Annotated in this window: 16 protein-coding genes; 10 read left to right on the top strand and 6 right to left on the bottom strand. The window is 44.8% G+C overall.

The window, feature by feature from the left end:
• The first annotated feature begins 120 nt into the window (after positions 1-120).
• Positions 121-1827, top strand: a complete 1707-nt coding sequence (locus HH301_RS13390) for a hypothetical protein (RefSeq protein ID WP_169569393.1) — start codon at positions 121-123, stop codon at positions 1825-1827.
• A gap of 37 nt (positions 1828-1864) precedes the next feature.
• On the opposite strand, the gene HH301_RS13385 is transcribed toward HH301_RS13390, so the two are convergent.
• Complete coding sequence (locus HH301_RS13385) at positions 1865-3922, bottom strand: PAS domain-containing hybrid sensor histidine kinase/response regulator (protein ID WP_169569392.1); 2058 nt, start codon at positions 3920-3922, stop codon at positions 1865-1867.
• Positions 3923-4299: 377 nt separating this feature from the next.
• Between HH301_RS13385 and HH301_RS13380 the strand changes: the two genes are divergently transcribed.
• Together HH301_RS13380 and HH301_RS13375 are read left to right on the top strand one after the other, a co-directional pair.
• A complete protein-coding gene (locus HH301_RS13380) occupies positions 4300-5259 on the top strand; it encodes a mechanosensitive ion channel family protein (protein ID WP_169569391.1) in 960 nt (319 codons plus the stop codon).
• Positions 5259-6227: a zinc transporter ZntB gene (locus tag HH301_RS13375; protein WP_169569390.1), complete on the top strand. Its 969-nt coding sequence runs from the start codon at positions 5259-5261 to the stop codon at positions 6225-6227. Before HH301_RS13380 ends, HH301_RS13375 begins: the two co-directional genes overlap by 1 nt.
• A gap of 5 nt (positions 6228-6232) precedes the next feature.
• Here the strand turns inward: HH301_RS13375 and HH301_RS13370 are convergent, their stop codons facing one another.
• From HH301_RS13370 to HH301_RS13360, 3 genes are all read right to left on the bottom strand, one after another.
• Entirely contained in the window at positions 6233-8299 is a 2067-nt protein-coding gene (locus HH301_RS13370; protein ID WP_169569389.1) for a xanthine dehydrogenase family protein molybdopterin-binding subunit, read from the bottom strand.
• Positions 8296-8757, bottom strand: a complete 462-nt coding sequence (locus tag HH301_RS13365; RefSeq protein ID WP_169569388.1) for a (2Fe-2S)-binding protein — start codon at positions 8755-8757, stop codon at positions 8296-8298. Before HH301_RS13365 ends, HH301_RS13370 begins: the two co-directional genes overlap by 4 nt.
• A 107-nt stretch (positions 8758-8864) precedes the next feature.
• The gene (locus tag HH301_RS13360; RefSeq protein ID WP_169569387.1) at positions 8865-9152 is read right to left on the bottom strand and encodes an encapsulin-associated ferritin-like protein; all 288 of its coding nucleotides are present in this window, start codon (positions 9150-9152) and stop codon (positions 8865-8867) included.
• A 281-nt stretch (positions 9153-9433) separates the two neighbouring features.
• Here HH301_RS13360 and HH301_RS13355 point away from each other — a divergent pair, with 281 nt between their 5' ends.
• Both HH301_RS13355 and HH301_RS13350 read left to right on the top strand, forming a co-directional pair.
• The gene (locus HH301_RS13355) at positions 9434-10405 is read left to right on the top strand and encodes a Gfo/Idh/MocA family protein (RefSeq protein WP_169569386.1); all 972 of its coding nucleotides are present in this window, start codon (positions 9434-9436) and stop codon (positions 10403-10405) included.
• 68 nt (positions 10406-10473) lie between these two features.
• Positions 10474-12705 carry a PAS-domain containing protein gene (locus HH301_RS13350; RefSeq protein ID WP_169569385.1) on the top strand — a complete coding sequence of 744 codons (2232 nt, stop codon included), beginning with the start codon at positions 10474-10476 and terminating at the stop codon, positions 12703-12705.
• Here HH301_RS13350 and HH301_RS13345 read toward each other — a convergent pair.
• On the bottom strand, positions 12661-13167 hold the full coding sequence (locus HH301_RS13345; protein WP_169569384.1) for a MarR family winged helix-turn-helix transcriptional regulator: 507 nt from the start codon (positions 13165-13167) through the stop codon (positions 12661-12663). The genes HH301_RS13350 and HH301_RS13345 overlap by 45 nt on opposite strands.
• 283 nt (positions 13168-13450) lie before the next feature.
• Between HH301_RS13345 and HH301_RS13340 the strand changes: the two genes are divergently transcribed.
• The 4 genes from HH301_RS13340 (at position 13451) to HH301_RS13325 (ending at position 17654) form a co-directional block, all read left to right on the top strand.
• Entirely contained in the window at positions 13451-15055 is a 1605-nt protein-coding gene (locus HH301_RS13340; RefSeq protein ID WP_206378305.1) for an FAD-dependent oxidoreductase, read from the top strand.
• Positions 15056-15064: 9 nt separating this feature from the next.
• Complete coding sequence (locus tag HH301_RS13335; RefSeq protein ID WP_169569383.1) at positions 15065-15259, top strand: DUF2783 domain-containing protein; 195 nt, start codon at positions 15065-15067, stop codon at positions 15257-15259.
• Positions 15260-15481: 222 nt separating this feature from the next.
• On the top strand, positions 15482-16558 hold the full coding sequence (hppD, locus tag HH301_RS13330) for a 4-hydroxyphenylpyruvate dioxygenase (RefSeq protein WP_169569382.1): 1077 nt from the start codon (positions 15482-15484) through the stop codon (positions 16556-16558).
• Between the two features lie 286 nt (positions 16559-16844).
• Entirely contained in the window at positions 16845-17654 is an 810-nt protein-coding gene (locus HH301_RS13325; RefSeq protein WP_169569381.1) for a hypothetical protein, read from the top strand.
• Between the two features lie 56 nt (positions 17655-17710).
• Here the strand turns inward: HH301_RS13325 and HH301_RS13320 are convergent, their stop codons facing one another.
• Positions 17711-18661 carry a glutathione S-transferase C-terminal domain-containing protein gene (locus HH301_RS13320; RefSeq protein ID WP_169569380.1) on the bottom strand — a complete coding sequence of 317 codons (951 nt, stop codon included), beginning with the start codon at positions 18659-18661 and terminating at the stop codon, positions 17711-17713.
• Between the two features lie 86 nt (positions 18662-18747).
• Here HH301_RS13320 and HH301_RS13315 point away from each other — a divergent pair, with 86 nt between their 5' ends.
• Positions 18748-19656 carry a LysR substrate-binding domain-containing protein gene (locus HH301_RS13315; RefSeq protein WP_169569379.1) on the top strand — a complete coding sequence of 303 codons (909 nt, stop codon included), beginning with the start codon at positions 18748-18750 and terminating at the stop codon, positions 19654-19656.
• Positions 19657-19659 lie beyond the last annotated feature (3 nt).

Raw genomic sequence — 19659 nt, 5'->3', positions numbered from 1 at the left:
TTGCCCGTCAGCCTTTCATGGTTGGCGGGTTTTTTTGAGAAATAATACACCTTAAAGTTGAAATTATACTAATCAACACACATATCAACTACCTAATAAATTCTAGTTAAGGTAGTATATATGTTTATTGAACACATTCATCAGTCGCAGGAAAAGGTAGGCCAATTACCGGTTCGATATGACCAATTTGGATTTGAACGGTTTGAAAATGAATATGGAGGTAATTCTTACTTTGAGCTACTTAAGCAAGTGGCGCGTAAGCTCATTACTTCTAAAATAGAGGCTACTGACCAAATGGCCGCGTATCATTGTAATTTTGATGAGATTATGAGTGGGCTTAGCAAAATTCACCCCTTTTTGGAGGTTGGCGGAGCCATTAGGACACAGGTTCCATTACCCAGAAATATGGAGGAATTTCACATCCTTGTTGATGTCGTTCTTCATTCTAATGCCTACAAAAATCAATTAAATCGGTTTGAGGGTGACGGGTTCTGTTCATTCAAGCCAGTGAATAGTCCAACTGTAAACCTAGGGCATGGGATCAACATGCTAATGTGGAATGATCCCGGCAATGCTAATCAGGAATTTAATAGCGATTATAGCCAGTCTCTCTTCATTTTAATCACCAGTGTCATTTATCAAAAGGCCGATATAGATGCTTATGGGAAAAGAGGTAGATACGGGGCTGAAACGGTCCGTCGTCTTATTGATGGATTTGCTTATCAGATCGATAGACAACACAATACCAACGAGTTGATTGCAGCACTTGTGTATGAGGAAGAAACAGGGTTTCCATTCGGTGTTTATGTCGGAACTTATTTTCCACCCAGCTTTAGTTTTTTGGATGAAAATGGTGCGACGCATAGCCGATCTGTGGGTGCTTATTCATTTCAGCTAAATTATACGTTTTTGGTTCGTCCTGCCTCGATTAAAATTCCTGAGGGCTTCAAATTGACCACCTTAATGATAGCAGGCCTTCTTTTAGAAGCGAAGCGGGTCTTCAATTGTAAGATAGAGAAATGCTATCTTACAATTCATACTGATAAATCTGCTGCGGCCAAATCTACGGCAAAACATTTGTTGGTATCTGAAGGCGAAAAAGACAATTATCGTGCGATCGCTAGAAAAGTCTGGTCAACAGTTATCAATCGACCATTGACTAAATTCAGGGCAGGGTTTGAACCCGATGATTTTCCGTCCATGTTTTTCGCGGACCCGTCGACTGTTGAGGTGAATGATCCAGCAGAAGAGGTGCCGGGTTTCGGAGACCGGTTTTATCGAGCGATTTATCCAGAATATCGGAAACTGGTACAAAACCGAACTGGCGTTACGATATCAAGGAATTTGTTGAATGGGAAATTGAATGAAAATGAGTTTGATGTAGATAATAAGGATCAATTCATTAGAGAGCTGCAAAAAAGAAATGCCTTTAGCAATAGGAGTGTGGAAGAGGCCCCCGTAATTGATAATGATAAACGTTTTCATCCTGCTTGGGAGATGAATAACCGTCATTCATGGGGCCATTTGAATATTGATTGGGGCGCTTTAGGCATCAAAAAAGATCAAAAGAAATTGGAAATTGGTATGATCCTAAATCGCCAGGCGAAAACCGGGAATTCTGCCAACAGCAACCATTATAAAATTTTAGAATATGCTCCTCAGGTTGTTTATGACGTACCTAGATTAACGGACTTTGCTTACATCCTGGTTGGGAATGTTAAACATTGGGACGATCAGACCGCAGGAAAGCCATCACAGATGGTTAAGGCCATCGAGTTTTTGCAGTCTCGAAATGTTCGGGAGTGGCTTCCACGGTCAGCTTACTAATAGATAAAGCAAGAGAGCGCTGATTAGGCGCTCTTTTTTAATTGTGCCGCTGTTGTTGAAGGGTGTTTTTAAGGGCGAGCAGAAGGGAATTTCGGGTTGTAGGTTTCAAGATCGTCCCCGCCCACTGGATATCTGATTTTTGCAAGAGGGATTTGCTAGTAATATCCGCGGTCCATGCATAGATCGGCGTGTCTTTCGTTGGAGAGGCGAGCTGTTTGATTTCTCGTGCAGCTGAAATTCCGTCCATGACAGGCATATGCAAATCCATCAGGATGACATCCACAGTATGCTCTTTTGCCCATTCGACGGCCTCTTTTCCATTTCGGACTTTGTAAACCTCACAATCGAAATCGGTTAGCATTGTTTCAAGCACATCCAGATTGGTTTCCACATCGTCAACGGCCAAAACCGAGAGCCCTAAATGCATCGCTGCATTTTGAGATGGCGTAGCGTTTAAAAGACTGAGACTATGGTGTAGTTTCGTCAGGTCTTTAAGAACAAAAGTTGCGGTAAAGGTACTGCCAAGACCCGCTGTGCTGACCGCAGTCACATCACCACCCATAAGACGGGCCAGATGTCTTGAAATTGGTAGACCTAGTCCAGTTCCCCCAAAATCCCTTGCGATTGAGCTGTCGGATTGGGCAAACGGATTAAAGATCGCTTCCATCCGTTCTGCTTCAATCCCAATGCCATCATCTTTGACTTCAACTTCCAAAGCCAAGGTGCTTTCATCAATAGAGCGTGCCGTGCTTCGGATGGTAACTGTTCCCCCTTGCGAGAACTTAAGCGCATTATCCAGCAAATTAAATATGACCTGCCGCATCCGCATGGCGTCACCAAATACGGTATATTGCAAGTTATCTTCTACGGTTTGGAGCCGAACATTATTTTCTTCAGCCTTGCCTGCAAAAGTAGAGGCTATATTACCGATCTCTTCAGTCAGGAGGAAAGGGGCCTCTGACAATTCGAACTGGTTAGCCTCAATCTTGGCAAAATCCAGCAGATCGTTGATTAGCCTGAGCAGGTCGCGTCCCGCACCACCAATACTTCGCGCATAATTGCAGATTTTTTCAGCATTCATATTCTGGGCTGTCACACCAAGTTCAACAAACTCGGCAAAACCAATGACGGCATTTAGGGGTGTTCTGAGTTCATGGCTCATATTGGCAAGGAAATCAGACTTTGCCTGGTTTGCGGCTTCTGCTTCTGCCTTGGCAATTTTTGCCCGTTCTTCCGCAACGATCTGGTCTGTCAGGTCAGTTCGGATGGAGACATATCTGGTAGGTTTTCCCTGCTCGTCAAGCACTGGAATGATCGTCGCCCAAACCCAGTAAATATTGCCATCTTTCTTAAGGTTTTTGATTTTACCATTCCAGGTTCCGCCATTGGCAATTGTCCGCCAAAGGGTCCGGTAAAACTCTTCGTCATGCTCGCCAGATTTGAGAATTCGGTGGTTCTTACCAATCAGTTCATCTCGTGTATATCCACTGATCTCGCAAAACTTGTCATTTACATAAGTGATGTTGCCCTTCACATCGGCAATACTGACAATCGCATGTTCGTCCAATGCATATTTTTGAAACTCAAGCTCTCGGAGTTGCTCTGTGAGCTGCGTTTCTAAAACCTGCTTGCTTTCCCTTAAGGCTTCCTCAGTTTTTTTAAGCTCTGTAATATCAGTCAGAGCGATCAGCATCCTAAGCGCGTTGCCGGAATCCGTTGGTATTTGCATGCCACGACATCTAAACCAGATTGTCGATCCATCTTTGTGATAAAACCGAAGGATCTGATCATAAAGTTGAGATGGTTCGGGATTTTGGTTTTTTAGATTCTCTTCAGCCAGCTTTGCGTCTTCAGGGAAAATAAGGTCTTTCCATTCGAGTGTGTCAACTGCATCGGACTTTGGGTCGTAGCCTAAAAGGGACCAGAACTGATCATTCATCCACTCGTAGCCCGGGTTTTCCAGGTCAAAATACCAAATCCCGTCTAGGACTGTGTTTTGAATGAAATCAAATATTTCTGGCTTGGATTGAACATGCTGCTGCAGTTCTGCTTCAAGAGAATGTTCTGTTTGCGCTGATTTCAGTTTTTTGGACAATCTTTAATCCGTTCAATGACTATTTAAACCACATACTTGTAAGGGGGTTCCTTTTAATCTCTTTCCGGTGGCCTGTGATTTAAAACTAATATAGTTCGAGTAATTCTAGAATAAAGAATAATATGTCAAACATTAGTAAAACATTAATTTAATGGGGTGTGTCAATAAATTGAAGCCATTTTATTTACAAGTAACGGTCCAAATTTCTAATGACGAGAACATTCGGATTTGCAGTTAACATGATGGTTGAGGCGTTTTTGTATTATTGGTTTTTGTCCTTGGTATAATCAGATAGACACTCCAAAACTTTGTGTATGTAAATCTCTCTGTAATGCCAGTATGATGCAGGACATCAAACAACAAGGTACTCAAACTCAATGTCGTCAACTTGGACAAAAATACTAAAGCCGAGCGGCTGGCGGGCAAAAATCCTTCTCGTAGTAATTTTAGCTATTTTTCTCTCACTGGACTATTGGGAAGTCGTTCAGCCCATCAAAACTTTTCTAGAATCTGATGTCATGGCTTTCTCTATCGGGGAATTTCGTGTCACTGCTTATCTGGTTATCAAGGGATCTCTTCTCGTATTCCTGCTATTTTGGGTGACTGGAATTATCTCTGAGTTTGGTGAAAACCGAATTAAGAAGATCAATAGCCTGCGAGCGAGTAATAAGGCGTTAATCGTTAAGGCCTTTCAGATCGCTGTATATTTCTTTGCCGCTATTTTCTTTTTAGACGTCCTCGGAATTGATCTAACCAACATGGCGATTTTCAGCGGTGCTGTTGGTATTGGTATTGGCTTCGGACTGCAAAAAATTACGTCTAACTTTATCAGTGGATTGATCCTGCTCTTCGAGAAATCAGTGGAGGAGGAAGATCTGGTGGAAATGCCGGATGGAACCTTTGGTTTCGTTCGCCACACGGGCGCGAGATATACGCTGATTGAAGAATTTGATGGCAAGGAGGTCATGGTTCCCAACGAGGATTTTATCACCAGCAAAGTGACGAACTGGACATTTACCAATACCCGGGGAAGGGTGGAAATACATGTGGGTGTTTCTTATGACTGTGATATTGAAAACGCGAGAGAATTGATATTGCAAGCTGCCTCTGAGCATCCAAGGTGTAGCCATGATCCAGCACCTCAGTGCTTTTTGAGGGAATTCGGGGATAGCTCTGTGAATTTTCTACTCTATTTTTGGGTAGATGATGTGAACATGGGGCGCTTTGAACCTCACAGTGACGTCATGAGAACTATATGGCGTAAATTCAAGGAACATGACATCGTTATTCCTTATCCACAGCGGGATATTCATATCAAGAGCCAGGAGACACCCTAATGGATCATATTCGGCTTTCTTATGCGTTTGACGGTAATGGTGGCGGGACCAAGCTAACTGGAGATGCAATCTCAGAAGGCTTGAAATCTGATAAATTGGCTTGGGTTCATTTAGATGCCAATCATCCTGATAGCCGTGCATGGCTGGAAGCAGAAATATCCTATCTGGACCCTTTCATTATTGAGGCATTATTGGCTGAAGAAACACGACCCAGAATGACAGAAATAGGGGAGGGTGTTCTACTGATCCTGCGCGGGGTAAATCTGAATGAGAATGCTGATCCAGAGGATATGGTCTCAATTCGGCTTTATGCAGATGCCCATCGTATCATAAGCGTGCGTAAACGCCGCCTCAAAGCAATACATGACATTGCGGATCGATTAGATGAAGGCAAAGGACCTAAAGATGCCGGGGGATTCATCAGCCAGCTTGCGATGCGCCTTTTTGAGAGGATGCAACCTGTTCTAACCGATCTTGATGAACAAACAGATGATATTGAAGAAAGTATCACCGAGGATGCAGATGAAGCACTTCGGCGCGATATTGTAACCGTTCGCAAAAAGGCCATTATATTTCGCCGTTATATGGCACCTCAACGTGATGCCATTAGCCAACTCAGAATGGCTGATCTACCTTGGATGAGTGAGCGAGACCAAAGAGAGATATATGAGGCCTTGAACCACATCACTCGGTATGTTGAAGATCTGGATGCAATTCGGGAGCGGGCACAGATTGTTAAAGACGAACTGGCAAACATTCTGGCCAACAGACTTAATCGAAATATGTATGTGCTTTCCGTAATTGCGGCTATTTTCCTTCCACTTGGCTTCCTAACAGGGCTGCTCGGCGTGAACGTAGGGGGTATTCCCGGATCAGAAAACCCTGCTTCTTTCTGGATTTTCTCTGGTCTGTTGGTCTTGCTTGTGGTTGGCCAAATTTGGGTTTTCAAAAAACTCAAGTGGTTCTAGGGCGATTATCTGGTTGGCTTGAGCTTCAGCTCATCCTTATTGATCGGAAACCGGGTAGGGCGGCACCCTGTTGCAGCGCGGATCGCATTGCATATCGCAGGTCCCGCCGCTACGATTGCAGTTTCTCCAGCACCCGTTGGGGCTTCAGTGGAGTTTATGAGAGCGATTTCGAATTCCGGGGTATGATAGAGAGCTGGTATTTCAATATCAGCAAAACTCTCGCTCGAAATCTGCCCATTCGTGATGGGGTGCTGGTCCAATAGGGCTAGGCTTAAACCCCACATCAGATTACCCTCTATTTGAGATTTGACCCTATCGGGATTTATAATCAAGCCGCAATCCTGAGCGCAGATTAACCTCTTCACTTCTACGTCTCCACTAGCGCTCACAATAACGTCAGCAATAACAGCTACATAGGACATGTCTTTATAGACACCGATAGCAACCCCTTGCCCAAATCCTGGAGTCTTATCATGGGGAGGATTGCTCTGGGCAATCTGATGAGCTCTTTTTAGAACATTTTTTAGACGGGCATTTTTAAGGTGATGCAATCTAAACTCTATAGGGTCAGCGCCCGCAATATAAGCTAACTCATCGATCGTGCTTTCGATAACCAGATTGTTGGGCGCAGCTCCCAAGCCTCGCCAGGGGCCAGTGTGTATCGGAAGCCTTGTAAGGTCATATCCTATTGCTGCCATTGGAAGCTCGTAAGCAGGTATTAACCCGCGTGCAACTCCTTTATCTCCTACGAATAGATCAGTTAAGGCCTGCATCCAATGGGGAAGGGCGGCATTTGTAAAAAGGATATGGCTACTACTCACATGGTGATCCCAGCTCTTAATGCTGGTGTTCGCCAGGTTTGCCCTCACTCTAGCCTTCAGCGGTGGTCGTAAGAACCCTTGTTTCAACTCTTGCTTTCGCGTCCATTGGACTTTAACGGGCCTGTTTACATGATTGGCAAGAATAGCAGCCTCCAGTTCTACTGAGGCAATGGTTCGGCTTCCAAAAGCTCCTCCAACTCTCATGCCCTGAACCTCTACATTTTCCGGGTCAAGATCGAGGTGACGGCAAACAACGTCACGAACATAGAAAACATCTTGGGATCCGCACCAGATCTTCATGCCTGTTTTATTAGGGGCTGCAACAGAAGCTCTAGGCTCAATCGAATTATGACTGGCTGCTGGGATGGAGAAGGTTAAATCTAGCTGCGTCTCAGTCGCTTTTTGAAACAAATTATCGGTTAGAGAATAAGTGGGATCCTGTTGCGTGAGCAGCTGTTCATCAATCAGTCGGTCTTGGATGGAAGCATAATTTTTTAAACTTTCAGTTTCCCATTCGACGTCAATCTTGTCCTCTATTTCATCCAATTTGGACGGAGTTGAAGCTAGAATTCCCAAGCCAATGGATTGTCCATATTGAAGACGTTCATCTTCCACATAACCAAGGTAGCCGGGTATGTTCTTTATCAAACGATCATCAATGGAAACTGGTTTGGTTTTTGTTTCTAAAGAGGCTGGAGCTCTTAATACCCTGCCGTAAATGAGACCTTCTATTTGGACATCAGCGGCATACAGTGGTCTTCCGGTAACAATGTCCTCAACAAGTGGGGAGGAGATAGCTTTGCCCACATATCCTTCACCTTTCAGGCTCATCAGGGAACTAGCGGGCAGCATTTCCACTTCAATTTCCTGACCATCTATCCCCTTATCAATAGCTTTTTTTAGTGATGCAGCTGCTAGGGCGAGGGGGTAGGCATATTCTTTGATGGAAACGCTGCCAACGGTTGCTTTGACCAGCTTCATTTGTCGGGTGTTCTGATAGTGGAGGTTAAGATCCTCCAACGGGATATGTAACTCTGTAGCAGCGATCTGCATAAGCCCGATTTCCACGCCTTGTCCCATTTCAACTCGGGGCAAGTAAAATTCATACTTGCCCTTATCGTAGGATAACCAGCCAAGTGCCGCTTCAGCATCAGCGTTTGGACGTTTTGGAATCGGAGGTATGAGGCTGCAACCTCCCACGCTAACGAAAAGGGCACTACTGCCGATTTTTAAGAAGTTACGACGGTTCATTGGTTCTTCTCCGCTGCTAGATGAATGGCTTTACGGATCCGGTCATACGTTCCACATCGACAGAGGTTCCCACTCATGGCGTCAGAGATTTCGTCATCGCTTGGATTTGGGTTTTCATCTAGAAGAGCGACAGCAGACATTATCTGGCCAGTTTGACAGTACCCACATTGAGGAACCTGTTTGTCCAGCCAAGCTTGTTGAACTGGGTGGAGGCTTCCGTCTTCTCGGGACAAGCCTTCTATTGTTGTAATGGAGCGTTTCTCAGCATCGCGGGCCGAAAGTTGGCAGCTTCTAACAGCTATCCCATCCAATTGGACAGTACAGGCACCGCAAATTCCTTCACCGCAGCCATATTTGGCTCCGGTTAATCCAATAAGCTCGCGAAGGATGAATAAAAGCCGTTCTGATTGCCAGGCTTCAGGTATTGTATGGAGAGATCCATTGATTTGCAGGCGCATAAAAAAATCCCCTATTTCGATATTCAGTCTTTGGACAGAAATAGGGGAAATCTGGACTGCGTTATTGAAAGATCACGTCACTCTTTCAATAATCTGTTTATTTGTCCTTAGTCATGACTGAGTGATTTATCAGTAAAGAGATAATCTCTCAGCTCCTTGTCAAAAATAGGGTCTTTCCGGCGGATCCATTCAATCGTCATAGCTGCATGTTCTTTTTCTTCATCTCGGTTATGTTCGAGAATTTTTTTCAGCTCTGGATCTTTGCAGGCATCAACGCGCTGATTGTACCAATCAACCGCCTCGAGTTCCTCCATTAAGGAAATGATTGCCCGATGCATGTCTCGAGTTTCATCTGACAGTTCTTGTACGGGTTCGTGGTATCCTTCGTTAGACATTTCTTATATCTCCGCTCCTTGCTTCAGGCTTCATGATATTCTTAACTATATACAGCCACCGTAATTTTTAAAGTGTGCTTTTGCTGTGATCCTGATCAATAGATACCTCCAAATTAAGATGATTGGGCCCTGATACTCTCCCACTATGCGGAACTCTGTGCAGTGGAAGTATTTTGGACTTGCATTGCGAGGGGAATATCCTTGACCATGTGGGCGGCTCTTCAGCATTTTGCTTGGAGGAATGCCTATTTGAAAAACAAGGTATCTAGTTAGAGTATTTTATGGCTATTTCTGTTGCATTTATCGGTTTAGGTGTCATGGGCCAACGTATGTTGACCAACATGGCAAAACATCCGTCTTATGATTTGGTTGCTGCTTGGGATCCAAGTGGTGAAGCTTGTGCTTCTTCAAAAGCTCAGTATCCCTCTCTTGAAATTATGGAAACTGCTGCCGATGCAATAACGGCCTCAAATGTAGATGTTGTCTACATCGCGAGCCCACCTGCCTCCCATCGAGAATATGCGATTGCCGCTGCTAAAGCCGGAAAGGTCGTATATTGCGAAAAACCACTTGGGGTGGATCTGGAAGATAGTCGTGGTCTGGTCATTGACGTAGAGGCGCTTGGTGCGCCGAATACAGTAAACTTTCCCTTCGCAGATAGTGCCGCCATTAACTTGATTCAAAATAAACTCCAGGATGGAACTATCGGTGAAGTGACCGGAGTTGATTTGAGGTTGCATTTCGCGCGTTGGCCACGGGGGTGGCAACATTCAGCTTCATGGTTGTCAGAGCGCGCAGAGGGTGGTTACGTTCGCGAAGTTGGGTCTCACTATGTATACTTGATAGAGAAACTCTTTGGGGATGCTAAGCTCCTGGATGCGTCTGTTCGCTATCAGGAAGACCCAAAGCTTTGCGAAACACATTTTACTGCTAATCTTTCATGTGGGGATATTCCCATTTCCTTCGCAGGAGGCTCTGGAGGTGTCGGTCCTGACCGTGTTGAATTTACGGTTTGGGGAACAAAGGCATCCTATCGGTTGTGGGATTGGGTTAATGTAAAGTCCACAACCGGCGAGACTTGGATTGATGAGCTTCAGGACATTGAGGATCCGAGGGAAGATGGCTATGTGAGGATGTTGGATAGCTTCGCGAAATTGGTTCGGGGAGAGAAGCATCAATTGCCGCCACTTCGTGCTGCCCTGTCTGTTCAGGAGATCATAGAGCAGATTTTAGGCCAGGATCGCAAAAAATAAACCATTTGCATGTGTAAAATTGATTTGGTTAAGTTTTTTCTTAACCAAATCATCTGCAATCTGGCTCCATGGTAAGTAACACTCATAACACTGCATCTGCAGCTGCCGATTTCTTAGAGATCTCCGACGACCTTTTTTGGGAAACCGATAAGTTTGGTGTAATCAGCCGCGCCCTTAATTGGGAGCCTTATTTTAAGCAAACGATCGTCGGGAAAAATCTATTGGAGCTGCTGTGCGTCAGGCCAGACTCAGCACGTGATTGGGAGCAGTTTGAGGAAAACTGGCAAGAAAAAACTGGGTGCCAGAAACTCCGAGTGCATTTGAAGACTGAGCACGGTGAGCTGCCTGTTGAATGTAGTTTCAAAGTGGTCGGATATGGAACGGAAAAAGAAAAGATCGTTGGTCTTTTTAGGGATATTGCTGAGCAGATATCAATAGAACGAAAACTCAAGTATTCCGAAGACAGGTTTGATAGTCTTGTAGCCTCGTCTCCTAGCCTGATATCCATCACTGATCTTTCAAACAGTCGTTATGTTGATGTCAACGAGTCGTTTTGTCAGTTTCACCGCCGCAATCGAGCCCGTTTTATCGGCCAAAAGTCTTTAGCTGTCTCAACTGTTCACGAAACTGCAGTCTATCAGGATATTGTTCAGCGCTTATTGCTGGGTGAAGAGATTTCACAGAAGGAGCTAACCATTACTCGAGGTGATGGTGCGATCCGGAAAATCTCCAGTATTCCCGTTTTGCTGGAGTATGAAGATGGTCCCAAGCTTCTGGTGTTTTCAACGGACATTACTGATCAGCTGGAGTTGGAGCGATCTGCAAGGCTTACAGATGCTATCCTCAAGACAATGAAACAGGGGATAACCTTATTTAGTGAGGATATGCATCTTGTCTTTTGTAATGAATATTTTAAGGAGCTTCTGGACTTCCCCGAAGAACTTTGCAAACCAGGTACCCCCGTCGCCGACATGGCTCGTTTGCAAGCGGAACGAGGTATGTATGGTCCAGGTGACGTTGAGGAGCTTGTAAAAGAAAAGCTCGCGTTTATGAACAGGGAGTTTGCCCATAAGTATGAGCGTAAACAAGGAGAAGGGCGCATATTGGAAATAGAGGGGACGCCGATACCAGGTGTTGGTCTTCTATCGATCTATAAAGATATTACTGAGCGGGTTGAAGCTGAAGCGCATGTCCGAGAAAGCGAAAAAATGCTTCGGGAGGTTTTGGAAACACTGCCATTTTCTTACACCCTCTGGGATAGCGAGGGACAGCGTATCCTTGGAAATGATTTAATGTATCAGTGGTTTAAGGATGAGATCCCAAACTACAAAGAGATCATGCATAGCTTGTCGGAGATTATTCGGGCGGTATTGGATAAAGATCTTGTTAAACCAAGGCCTGCAGACAAAGAGAAGTACATTCAGGAACAGCTAGAGCTCGTAAAGAATCCGCCTGCAAACAAATTAAATATTCGTCATATCGGCGAAAAATGGATGCAGGTAATTAATAAAAAGCTTCCTTCGGGCCATTGTGCGAGTATTCGTATGGATATTACTGAACAGCACCATCAGGAAGAGCAGCTTCGACAGGCTCAGAAAATGGAAGCTGTCGGTCAGCTGACTGGCGGAATAGCACACGATTTTAACAATATATTGTCCATTATTCTCGGAAATTTAGAAATTCTAGAGGAGTTGGACCTCTTTGAGGGAGATTTGGCCGCCAGTCGTTTTGAGGCCATTCAGAGGGCAGGTGAGCGAGGTGCGGAATTGACGCAACAGCTTTTATCTTTCTCTCGAAAACAGGAACTGCGGCCCAATATCCTCAATATGAACTCCGCTATTCGTGAAATGAATATGCTGCTGAAAAGTACTTTGGGCGGAAGTATAGATCTGGAGATCGAACTCGCTGATGAACTTTGGGATTCCTTTATCGACCAGGGGCAGCTGGAAAATAGTCTAATTAATCTGAGTATCAATGCACGAGATGCGATGAAAGGGAATGGAACCTTTTCGCTGCAGACAGCTAATGTAAAGTTGAAGGATCGCGTATTTGACTATGATAACACTCAAGTTTCGGGTGACTTCGTGCGTTTGACAATTTCGGATACTGGTATTGGAATTTCACCAGATAACTTGAAACAGATTTTTGAGCCTTTTTTCACGACCAAGGAAGTTGGCAAAGGCAGTGGCCTGGGACTGAGTATGGTTTTTGGTTTCGTCCGTCAGTCTGGTGGTTATATTCAGGTTAGTAGTGACCTAGGCGCTGGAACTATGTTCGAGGTCTTTTTCCCGCGCGTGTGAGAGGGATTTATTCGCATTCTCCCGCACTTTTTCCATGAGCCTAAGCAGAGTCGCGACTTCCTCTTCACTAAGTCCTTCTAGAAGTGTTGATTCCAGATCCAAAAGGAGTGGTGCCAGTATTTGATAGGCTTCCCGGCCATTATCGGTCAACCTCAGAACAGCTTTCCTTTTATCATCGCCATCAATATCTCTTTTCAAAAACCCCCGTTTTTGCAAAGCTTTGACCGCTCTACTGACATTGACCTTATCCATGCTTGATTGTTCAACAATTTCGCTAGCCGAAAGAATGCCGTGGCTGCCAAGAACTGCCATGGTTCGCCATTCAGAAACCGATAGATTAAATCGAGTGGCATAGATGTTTGATACTGAACTGCTGACAGAGCGGTAGAAAATCCGCACCAAATAAGGAAAAAAACTTCCCAGTTCAAACTCTCTTTTGCGAGTCGGGTTGATGTTTTCCATGCTAACCTGTTTCTGAATTCTAATTGATATTCACCATTTTAATTACAAGCGATACTAATATCAAGCTCGCTTAAGTTTTGAGTTGTTTATTGGTGTACCGACGTTTTAGCGAAATGTTGGAGGATTTTAATATCTATCCCTGTGTTTTATCTTGACTTAGTTGCATATGTAACTAATCTGCTCGATAGGATATTTATCTCTAAGTAGTTCAGGATATTGCTGGGTGTGTGGAGCTTTGGAGTTGCAGTATTCAAACCACAATCTGAAAGTTAGGGAGGGTTTGTTGAAAAAGATTTTTGAAATGCCGCTGTACCCATACGAACGGCATGAAGATCAAAATCAAGAAAAACCAGCAAGAAGATCTGTTGTTGTCATAGGTGCTGGCCCTATCGGTTTGGCTGCTGCTATCGATTTGGCGCAACAAGATGTCGACGTTGTTATTCTCGATGATAATGACAAGGTAAGTTGGGGGTCTCGTGCAATTTGTTTTGCGAAGAGACCATTGGAAATCCTCGATCGATTGGGTTGCGGCGACATCTGCGTCAACAAAGGGGTGACCTGGAACAAGGGGAAAGTCTTTTTTGACGAACGCCAAGTTTACCAGTTTGATCTTCTGCCGGAAGATAATCATAAGCGGCCTGCATTTATTAATTTACAGCAATATTACATCGAGGAATATCTGGTCGAACGCGTCCATGACCTTGAAGCTGCCGGCAAACCAATTCACCTTCGAGGACAGAACAAGGTTACGAATATTGTTGATCATGGTGACCATGTCTCTCTTGAAATCCAGACGCCAGATGGACCCTATATGCTGGAAAGTGATTGGGTAATTGCCTGCGACGGCGCAACTTCACCGACCAGGTCGATGATGGGATTGGATTTCGTCGGTCGTGTGTTCGAAGATAATTTCCTAATTGCAGACGTGGTCATGGAGGCTGACTTTCCAACAGAAAGGTGGTTCTGGTTTGACCCGCCATTCAACAGGGGACAGTCAGCGTTACTTCATAAGCAGCCCGATAATGTCTGGCGAATAGATTTGCAGCTGGGTTGGGATATTGACCGCGAGAAAGAAACGGATCCAGATCGGGTGAAAGCTCGTCTTCACAAAATGCTGGGAGAAGATGTGAAGTTTGAACTGGAGTGGGTATCTATTTATACCTTCCAGTGTCGCCGGATGGAAAAATTCCGCCACGGCCGGGTACTATTTGCTGGTGACGCTGCTCACCAAGTCTCACCGTTCGGGGCGCGAGGGGCTAATAGTGGTCTGCAAGATACAGATAATCTCTGTTGGAAGCTAAAGCTGGTAATGGACGGAAAGGCTCCAGAAACGTTATTGGATAGTTACGATGAAGAGCGAATTTATGGAGCTGATGAAAATATTCTGAACTCTAGCCGTTCGACTGATTTTATTACTCCTAAGTCTGAAATAAGCAGAATTTTCAGAAATGCAGTTCTTGATTTGTCGGAGAGAGCGGAGTTTGCCCGTCCACTTGTCAATTCAGGCCGACTGTCTGTTCCGTGTGTGTATGATACGTCCAGGTTGAACGGTCCGGATTGCAAGGAAATGCCTGCTCGCACAAGACCGGGGGCTCCTGCCGTTGATGCCCCGCTTTCGGATGGATGGCTTTTAGATCGTATAGGGGACAAGTTTCAACTTCTGCTGCTGGGTGAGCATGCAAATGTTCCTGAGAAACTGGAAGAAAGTGGAATTGAAATCGAAATTCTTCAAATCCCGCTTTCAGAAGACGTTGCGGAACGGTATCTCGGAGAGGCTGAGAACGCCGTTTATCTAATGCGGCCAGACCAGCATGTGGCGGCTAGGTGGGTTGATTTTACAGAGACTGAGGTCAGAACAGCTTTGAAAAAAGCGATCGGTCTTGGGTAAGGAAGGGACATGACTAAACTGAACACAGCGCCAAATATGACTGATCCTGATGGCTTTTATGAGAGCCTTCTCAGGCTTCATGAAGGGCTCGAAGAAACGGAAAGTCACGCTTTAAATGCACGTCTCGTTCTGATCCTTGCTAATCATATAGGGGATCGTCAGGTTCTGAACGAGGCTATGAAGCTTGCAAAACTTGAAAATTAAGCCATGTCTTTAGGGTAACTGAAAATTCGCCTATGGTTATTTCATAAGCTCGAAAATTCGGGCTTAAATTGAGGTTTAGGAACGCAAATGAAATCGTTGAATATCCAGCCACTTGTGGTTGGTGCTGTTTTAGGAAAGACAGTGCGCGGAATTCCGGGTGCACCGCCGTCTGCAAAAATTTGATCTCACATTTCTTATCTCAAATTTTGCAGGAGTTTCCTGATGACTGATTTATTTGAAAATCCACTTGGGCTTGATGGTTTTGAATTCGTTGAATGGGCATCACCGAAGCCAAATGTTCTGGAGCCATTATTTGAAAAGATGGGCTTCACTAAGGTCGCCGTCCATCGTTCAAAGGATGTTGTTCTCTACCGCCAGGGCGATATCAATTTCATTATCAACAACGAAAAGAAGAGCCAGGCCTATTATTTTGCGGAGGAACATGGGCCCTCAGCATGTGGGCTCGCTTTTCGGGTGAAGGATGCACATAAAGCTTATTCAGAAGCAATTAAAAGAGGTGCTCAGCCCGTAGATATCCCAACCGGGCCAATGGAACTTCGTCTTCCAGCCGTGAAGGGAATTGGCGGCGCGCCTCTCTATCTGATCGATCGATATGGTGATGAGAGCTCAATCTATGATATCGATTTTCAGTATCTGGAAGGCGTTGACCCTCATCCAAAGGGGTGCGGGTTTAATGTCATCGATCACTTAACCCACAATGTTTATCGTGGCCGAATGGGTTATTGGGCTGAATTTTATGAAAAGATTTTTGGTTTCAGAGAAATTCGCTACTTTGATATCAAAGGCGAATACACAGGATTGACGTCTCGGGCAATGACCTCGCCTTGCGGCAAAATTCGCATCCCACTTAATGAAGAAGCTTCTCAAGGTGTCGGCCAGATTGAGGAATTCCTGATGGCTTATAATGGAGAGGGGATCCAGCATGTGGCGCTTTCCTGCGATGATTTGCTGGTGAGCTGGGATAAGCTAAAGGCAAAAGGGATCCCTTTCATGACACCGCCGCCTGACACTTATTATGAAATGCTGGAAGAACGCTTACCCGGTCACGGTGAGAACGTACCTGAGCTTAAGTCCCGCGGTATCCTTCTGGACGGTTCCACTGAAGAAGGGGATCCGCGTCTACTATTGCAAATTTTTTCTGAAACGCTTGTTGGACCTGTATTCTTTGAGTTCATTCAACGCAAAAAAGAAGAAGGGTTCGGGGAAGGTAACTTCAAAGCTCTATTTGAAAGCATGGAGCGAGACCAACTTCGCCGCGGTGTCGTAGAAGCGAAATAGTTTAAAGAAAGAAACTTATGAAAAGCCCGGTGAACGCCGGGCTTTTTTGTTTGATATCCAACTGATTCTTATTTTTCACAAACTTCTATGTGAAATTAACTATAAATTTTCACCGCATAGGTGGAAAAGTTGATGCAAGTGTTTCTCTCAAGTTGAAATTCTCATGTTTTGAGAGTGATAAAGTTGTGTAACTTTTTGGAAACCCTCTCATATGGTAAATAAAGTATTACTAATTAGATAAAATTATATCTAATTAAAATGAAAAACAAAGAGTGGGGTACAGACTATGAAACAAAAGCTACTTACGTTGACGCTTGCGTCCGTCATGTTAGCAGGGGGAGCGTCAGTTGCTGCAGCTGAAATTGTTAACAGCTTGGCACCTAAAGACACTAATTTCACTTGGGCAGATCAATCCTCAGGAGGGGGCTCAGCACAAATCGTTGACCTAACTGGTCAAGGAGGCGATCTTGAAAATAATGCACCTGCTGGAAAAGGCGCCCTGGCGTTGTCAACTGGCGGTAGCGGCGATGATAGGGGTGAGGTGAGATATACTGGTAATTTTGGGACAATAGGTGACTTCCTCCAATCAGGAAGCATGTCCTACAATTACTATCACAACTCAGGTGCACCTCTAACATCTATTGTTCCTGCGATTAAATTCGAGGTTTGGGACTTTACAGATAATAACAGTGATCCATATGCGACCTTTGTGTATGAACCTGTTTATAACGCTGGTGGTGTTGGTGCCTTTGATAGTTGGCACGAAGTTAATATTGACGGAAATACAGGGGATTTCTGGCATACAACACTTTATGATATGAATGGCGCCCTATACGATAACTCGATCGCTGATTGGGCGGCTGCTTATTCTTCTTTTTCAGACGCAATTATCACCTCTATCATTTTAGGGGTAGGCAGCGGTACACCAAACCAATCTGGTTATGTGGACGATGTTTACTTTAGAAACGGAGATATTGAGCTGGCGGCTGACTTTGAAGTATCCGCAGTTCCACTGCCGGCGGCCTTACCACTTTATGGAGCAGGTATGGCCATCCTTGGTTTCCTTGGCTGGCGGAAAAAGCGGAAACTCGCTTAATTGAGCATTTAGAGAAGCTTTTTGAAACAGCCCGGTGATAGCCGGGCTGTTTTTTTTTAAGAGGCTGTTTGTAGAGTAGATATGGGTTGCAGCCAATTTGCGGCGGGTTGAAGGCCTACTATTTTGTGAGGATTATTATTACCGTCATTCAGGTAATATCCTTCGCGGATTACTTTAAAATCGACAGTTTGACTTATACCCGGCATTTGGTAGAGGCGCCGGCTATACGCCCAAAGATTGGGATAGTCGATCAGGCGTTTGTATGAACATCTGAAGTGGGTGTAATAGACCGCATCAAAGCGGACCAGGCAAGTGAACAGGTAGATGTCACTTAAGGTCATAAAATTTCCCAGTAAAAACCTGTTTTGCTGAAGTTTTTCTTCCAGGTAATCCAGTTTGTTGAATACAGACCAATAGGCATGTTCATATGTGGATTGATTTTCCGCAAGGCCCGCTTTGTAAACGGCTTGAAATAAACTACGGGTCAAGTCGTCATTAAGTGAGAGTATTTCGGCTTTAGCTTGGTTGGGAAGGAGGGTCGGTTGACCTGTACCGCCAAGGCTATCCAGCAGCCGACAGATTTCATCAGACTCATTGCTGATGATTTTGTTCTGCCGACGATCCCACAAGATTGGCACAGTTGATCGTCCTGTGTAATTAGGATCGGAAAGGCTGTAGAGTTGATGAACGTGTCTGATGTCAGTGCCGAAGTCTTGTGAAAGAGGGCCTTTGGGTAGGGGAGCATAACCTTTAACTCGCGGGCCACCTGCATAGTGAATTGGTAGATATCCACTGAACCCTTTTAAAACCACGGTGATTAAAACTCTGTGTGACCACGGACAGCTCTTGGATGCAAGAAGGATAAACTCATCCGGGTGACTTTTGAGGCGGTCTTTAAGGCTCGGGGTAAGATAGTTTTTAAGTTCAATCTTTGAGACTTTTTCTTTCACGCCATAATTTTTATGAATAGGGCTTTCGACCCACTTTCCATCAACAAGCATTCCCATTGTGTTCTCCTTTTTCAAGAAGACTATCAGGAGTGTTCGTAATTTAGTGGTTCATAATTTGAAATTTATGGTCTAATAAATAGACCATGAAGAATTTGCCATTGAATAGTCTGAGGGCTTTTGCCGCCGTGTTTGAAGAGGGCGGTGTTCGACCTGCTGCGCGGCGTCTTAGTGTTACGCACTCTTCAGTTAGTAAATTTCTAAGCGAATTAGAAACACATCTTGGGGTGCGATTGGTTAACCGAATGGGGAGTAATCGGATAACTGGTTTTACACGAGAGGGTGAACTTTTGGGAAAATCGGTTCTTGCTTCTTTTTCAGAAATAAAACAGGTAATAGCTTCTATTCAAGAAAGCCAGCGACAAAACTCAGTGACCATCGAAACAACCTCTGCATTCGCTGCAAGGTGGTTCTTCCCAAGATTGGGCGAGTTTGAATTGGCTTATCCTGACATTGAGCTTTCTGTGGTTGTTGATCAGCGGGTAAAGCCACCGTCAGAACAGGATGCAGATATCACAATACGGCTTGGAAAAGGACCGTGGAGTGGTCTTGATTGTAGACCATTTATGGATGATGCGCTTTATCCTGTTATGCGCCAAGACTACTGGGAGGGATTTGGTAAGCCCGCCGAATTGACTAGTCTTTCTAAAATGCGCTTGTTGCATGATAAAAACCCACAGGCCTCATGGGCAAGATGGGCAGCATATCATGAATTGACGGGCCTTAATCTGTTACAAGGGCCTCGTTACTCCACATTGGATCTCGCGTTGAGGGCAGCGGAACAGGGGCTTGGTGTCGCTCTTGCACGCCATCAGTTTGTCAAGCCAGCATTAGAGGCGGGTTTGCTGATTGCGCCTTATGATCATGCGGTCATGCCACTTGAGGATTTTATTTGGCTGGTTCGACCAGGTCACGGTCAACCTAGCAAGGCAGCCCGAAAAGTGATGGACTGGCTTTTTAGCCAAGCGGAACTGGATGGCGCTCTTCCGTCTTAAACC

Source organism: Sneathiella limimaris, from assembly GCF_012932565.1.
Classification (GTDB): Bacteria; Pseudomonadota; Alphaproteobacteria; order Sneathiellales; family Sneathiellaceae; genus Sneathiella; species Sneathiella limimaris.
This window is presented reverse-complemented; position numbering and strand designations above follow the sequence as displayed.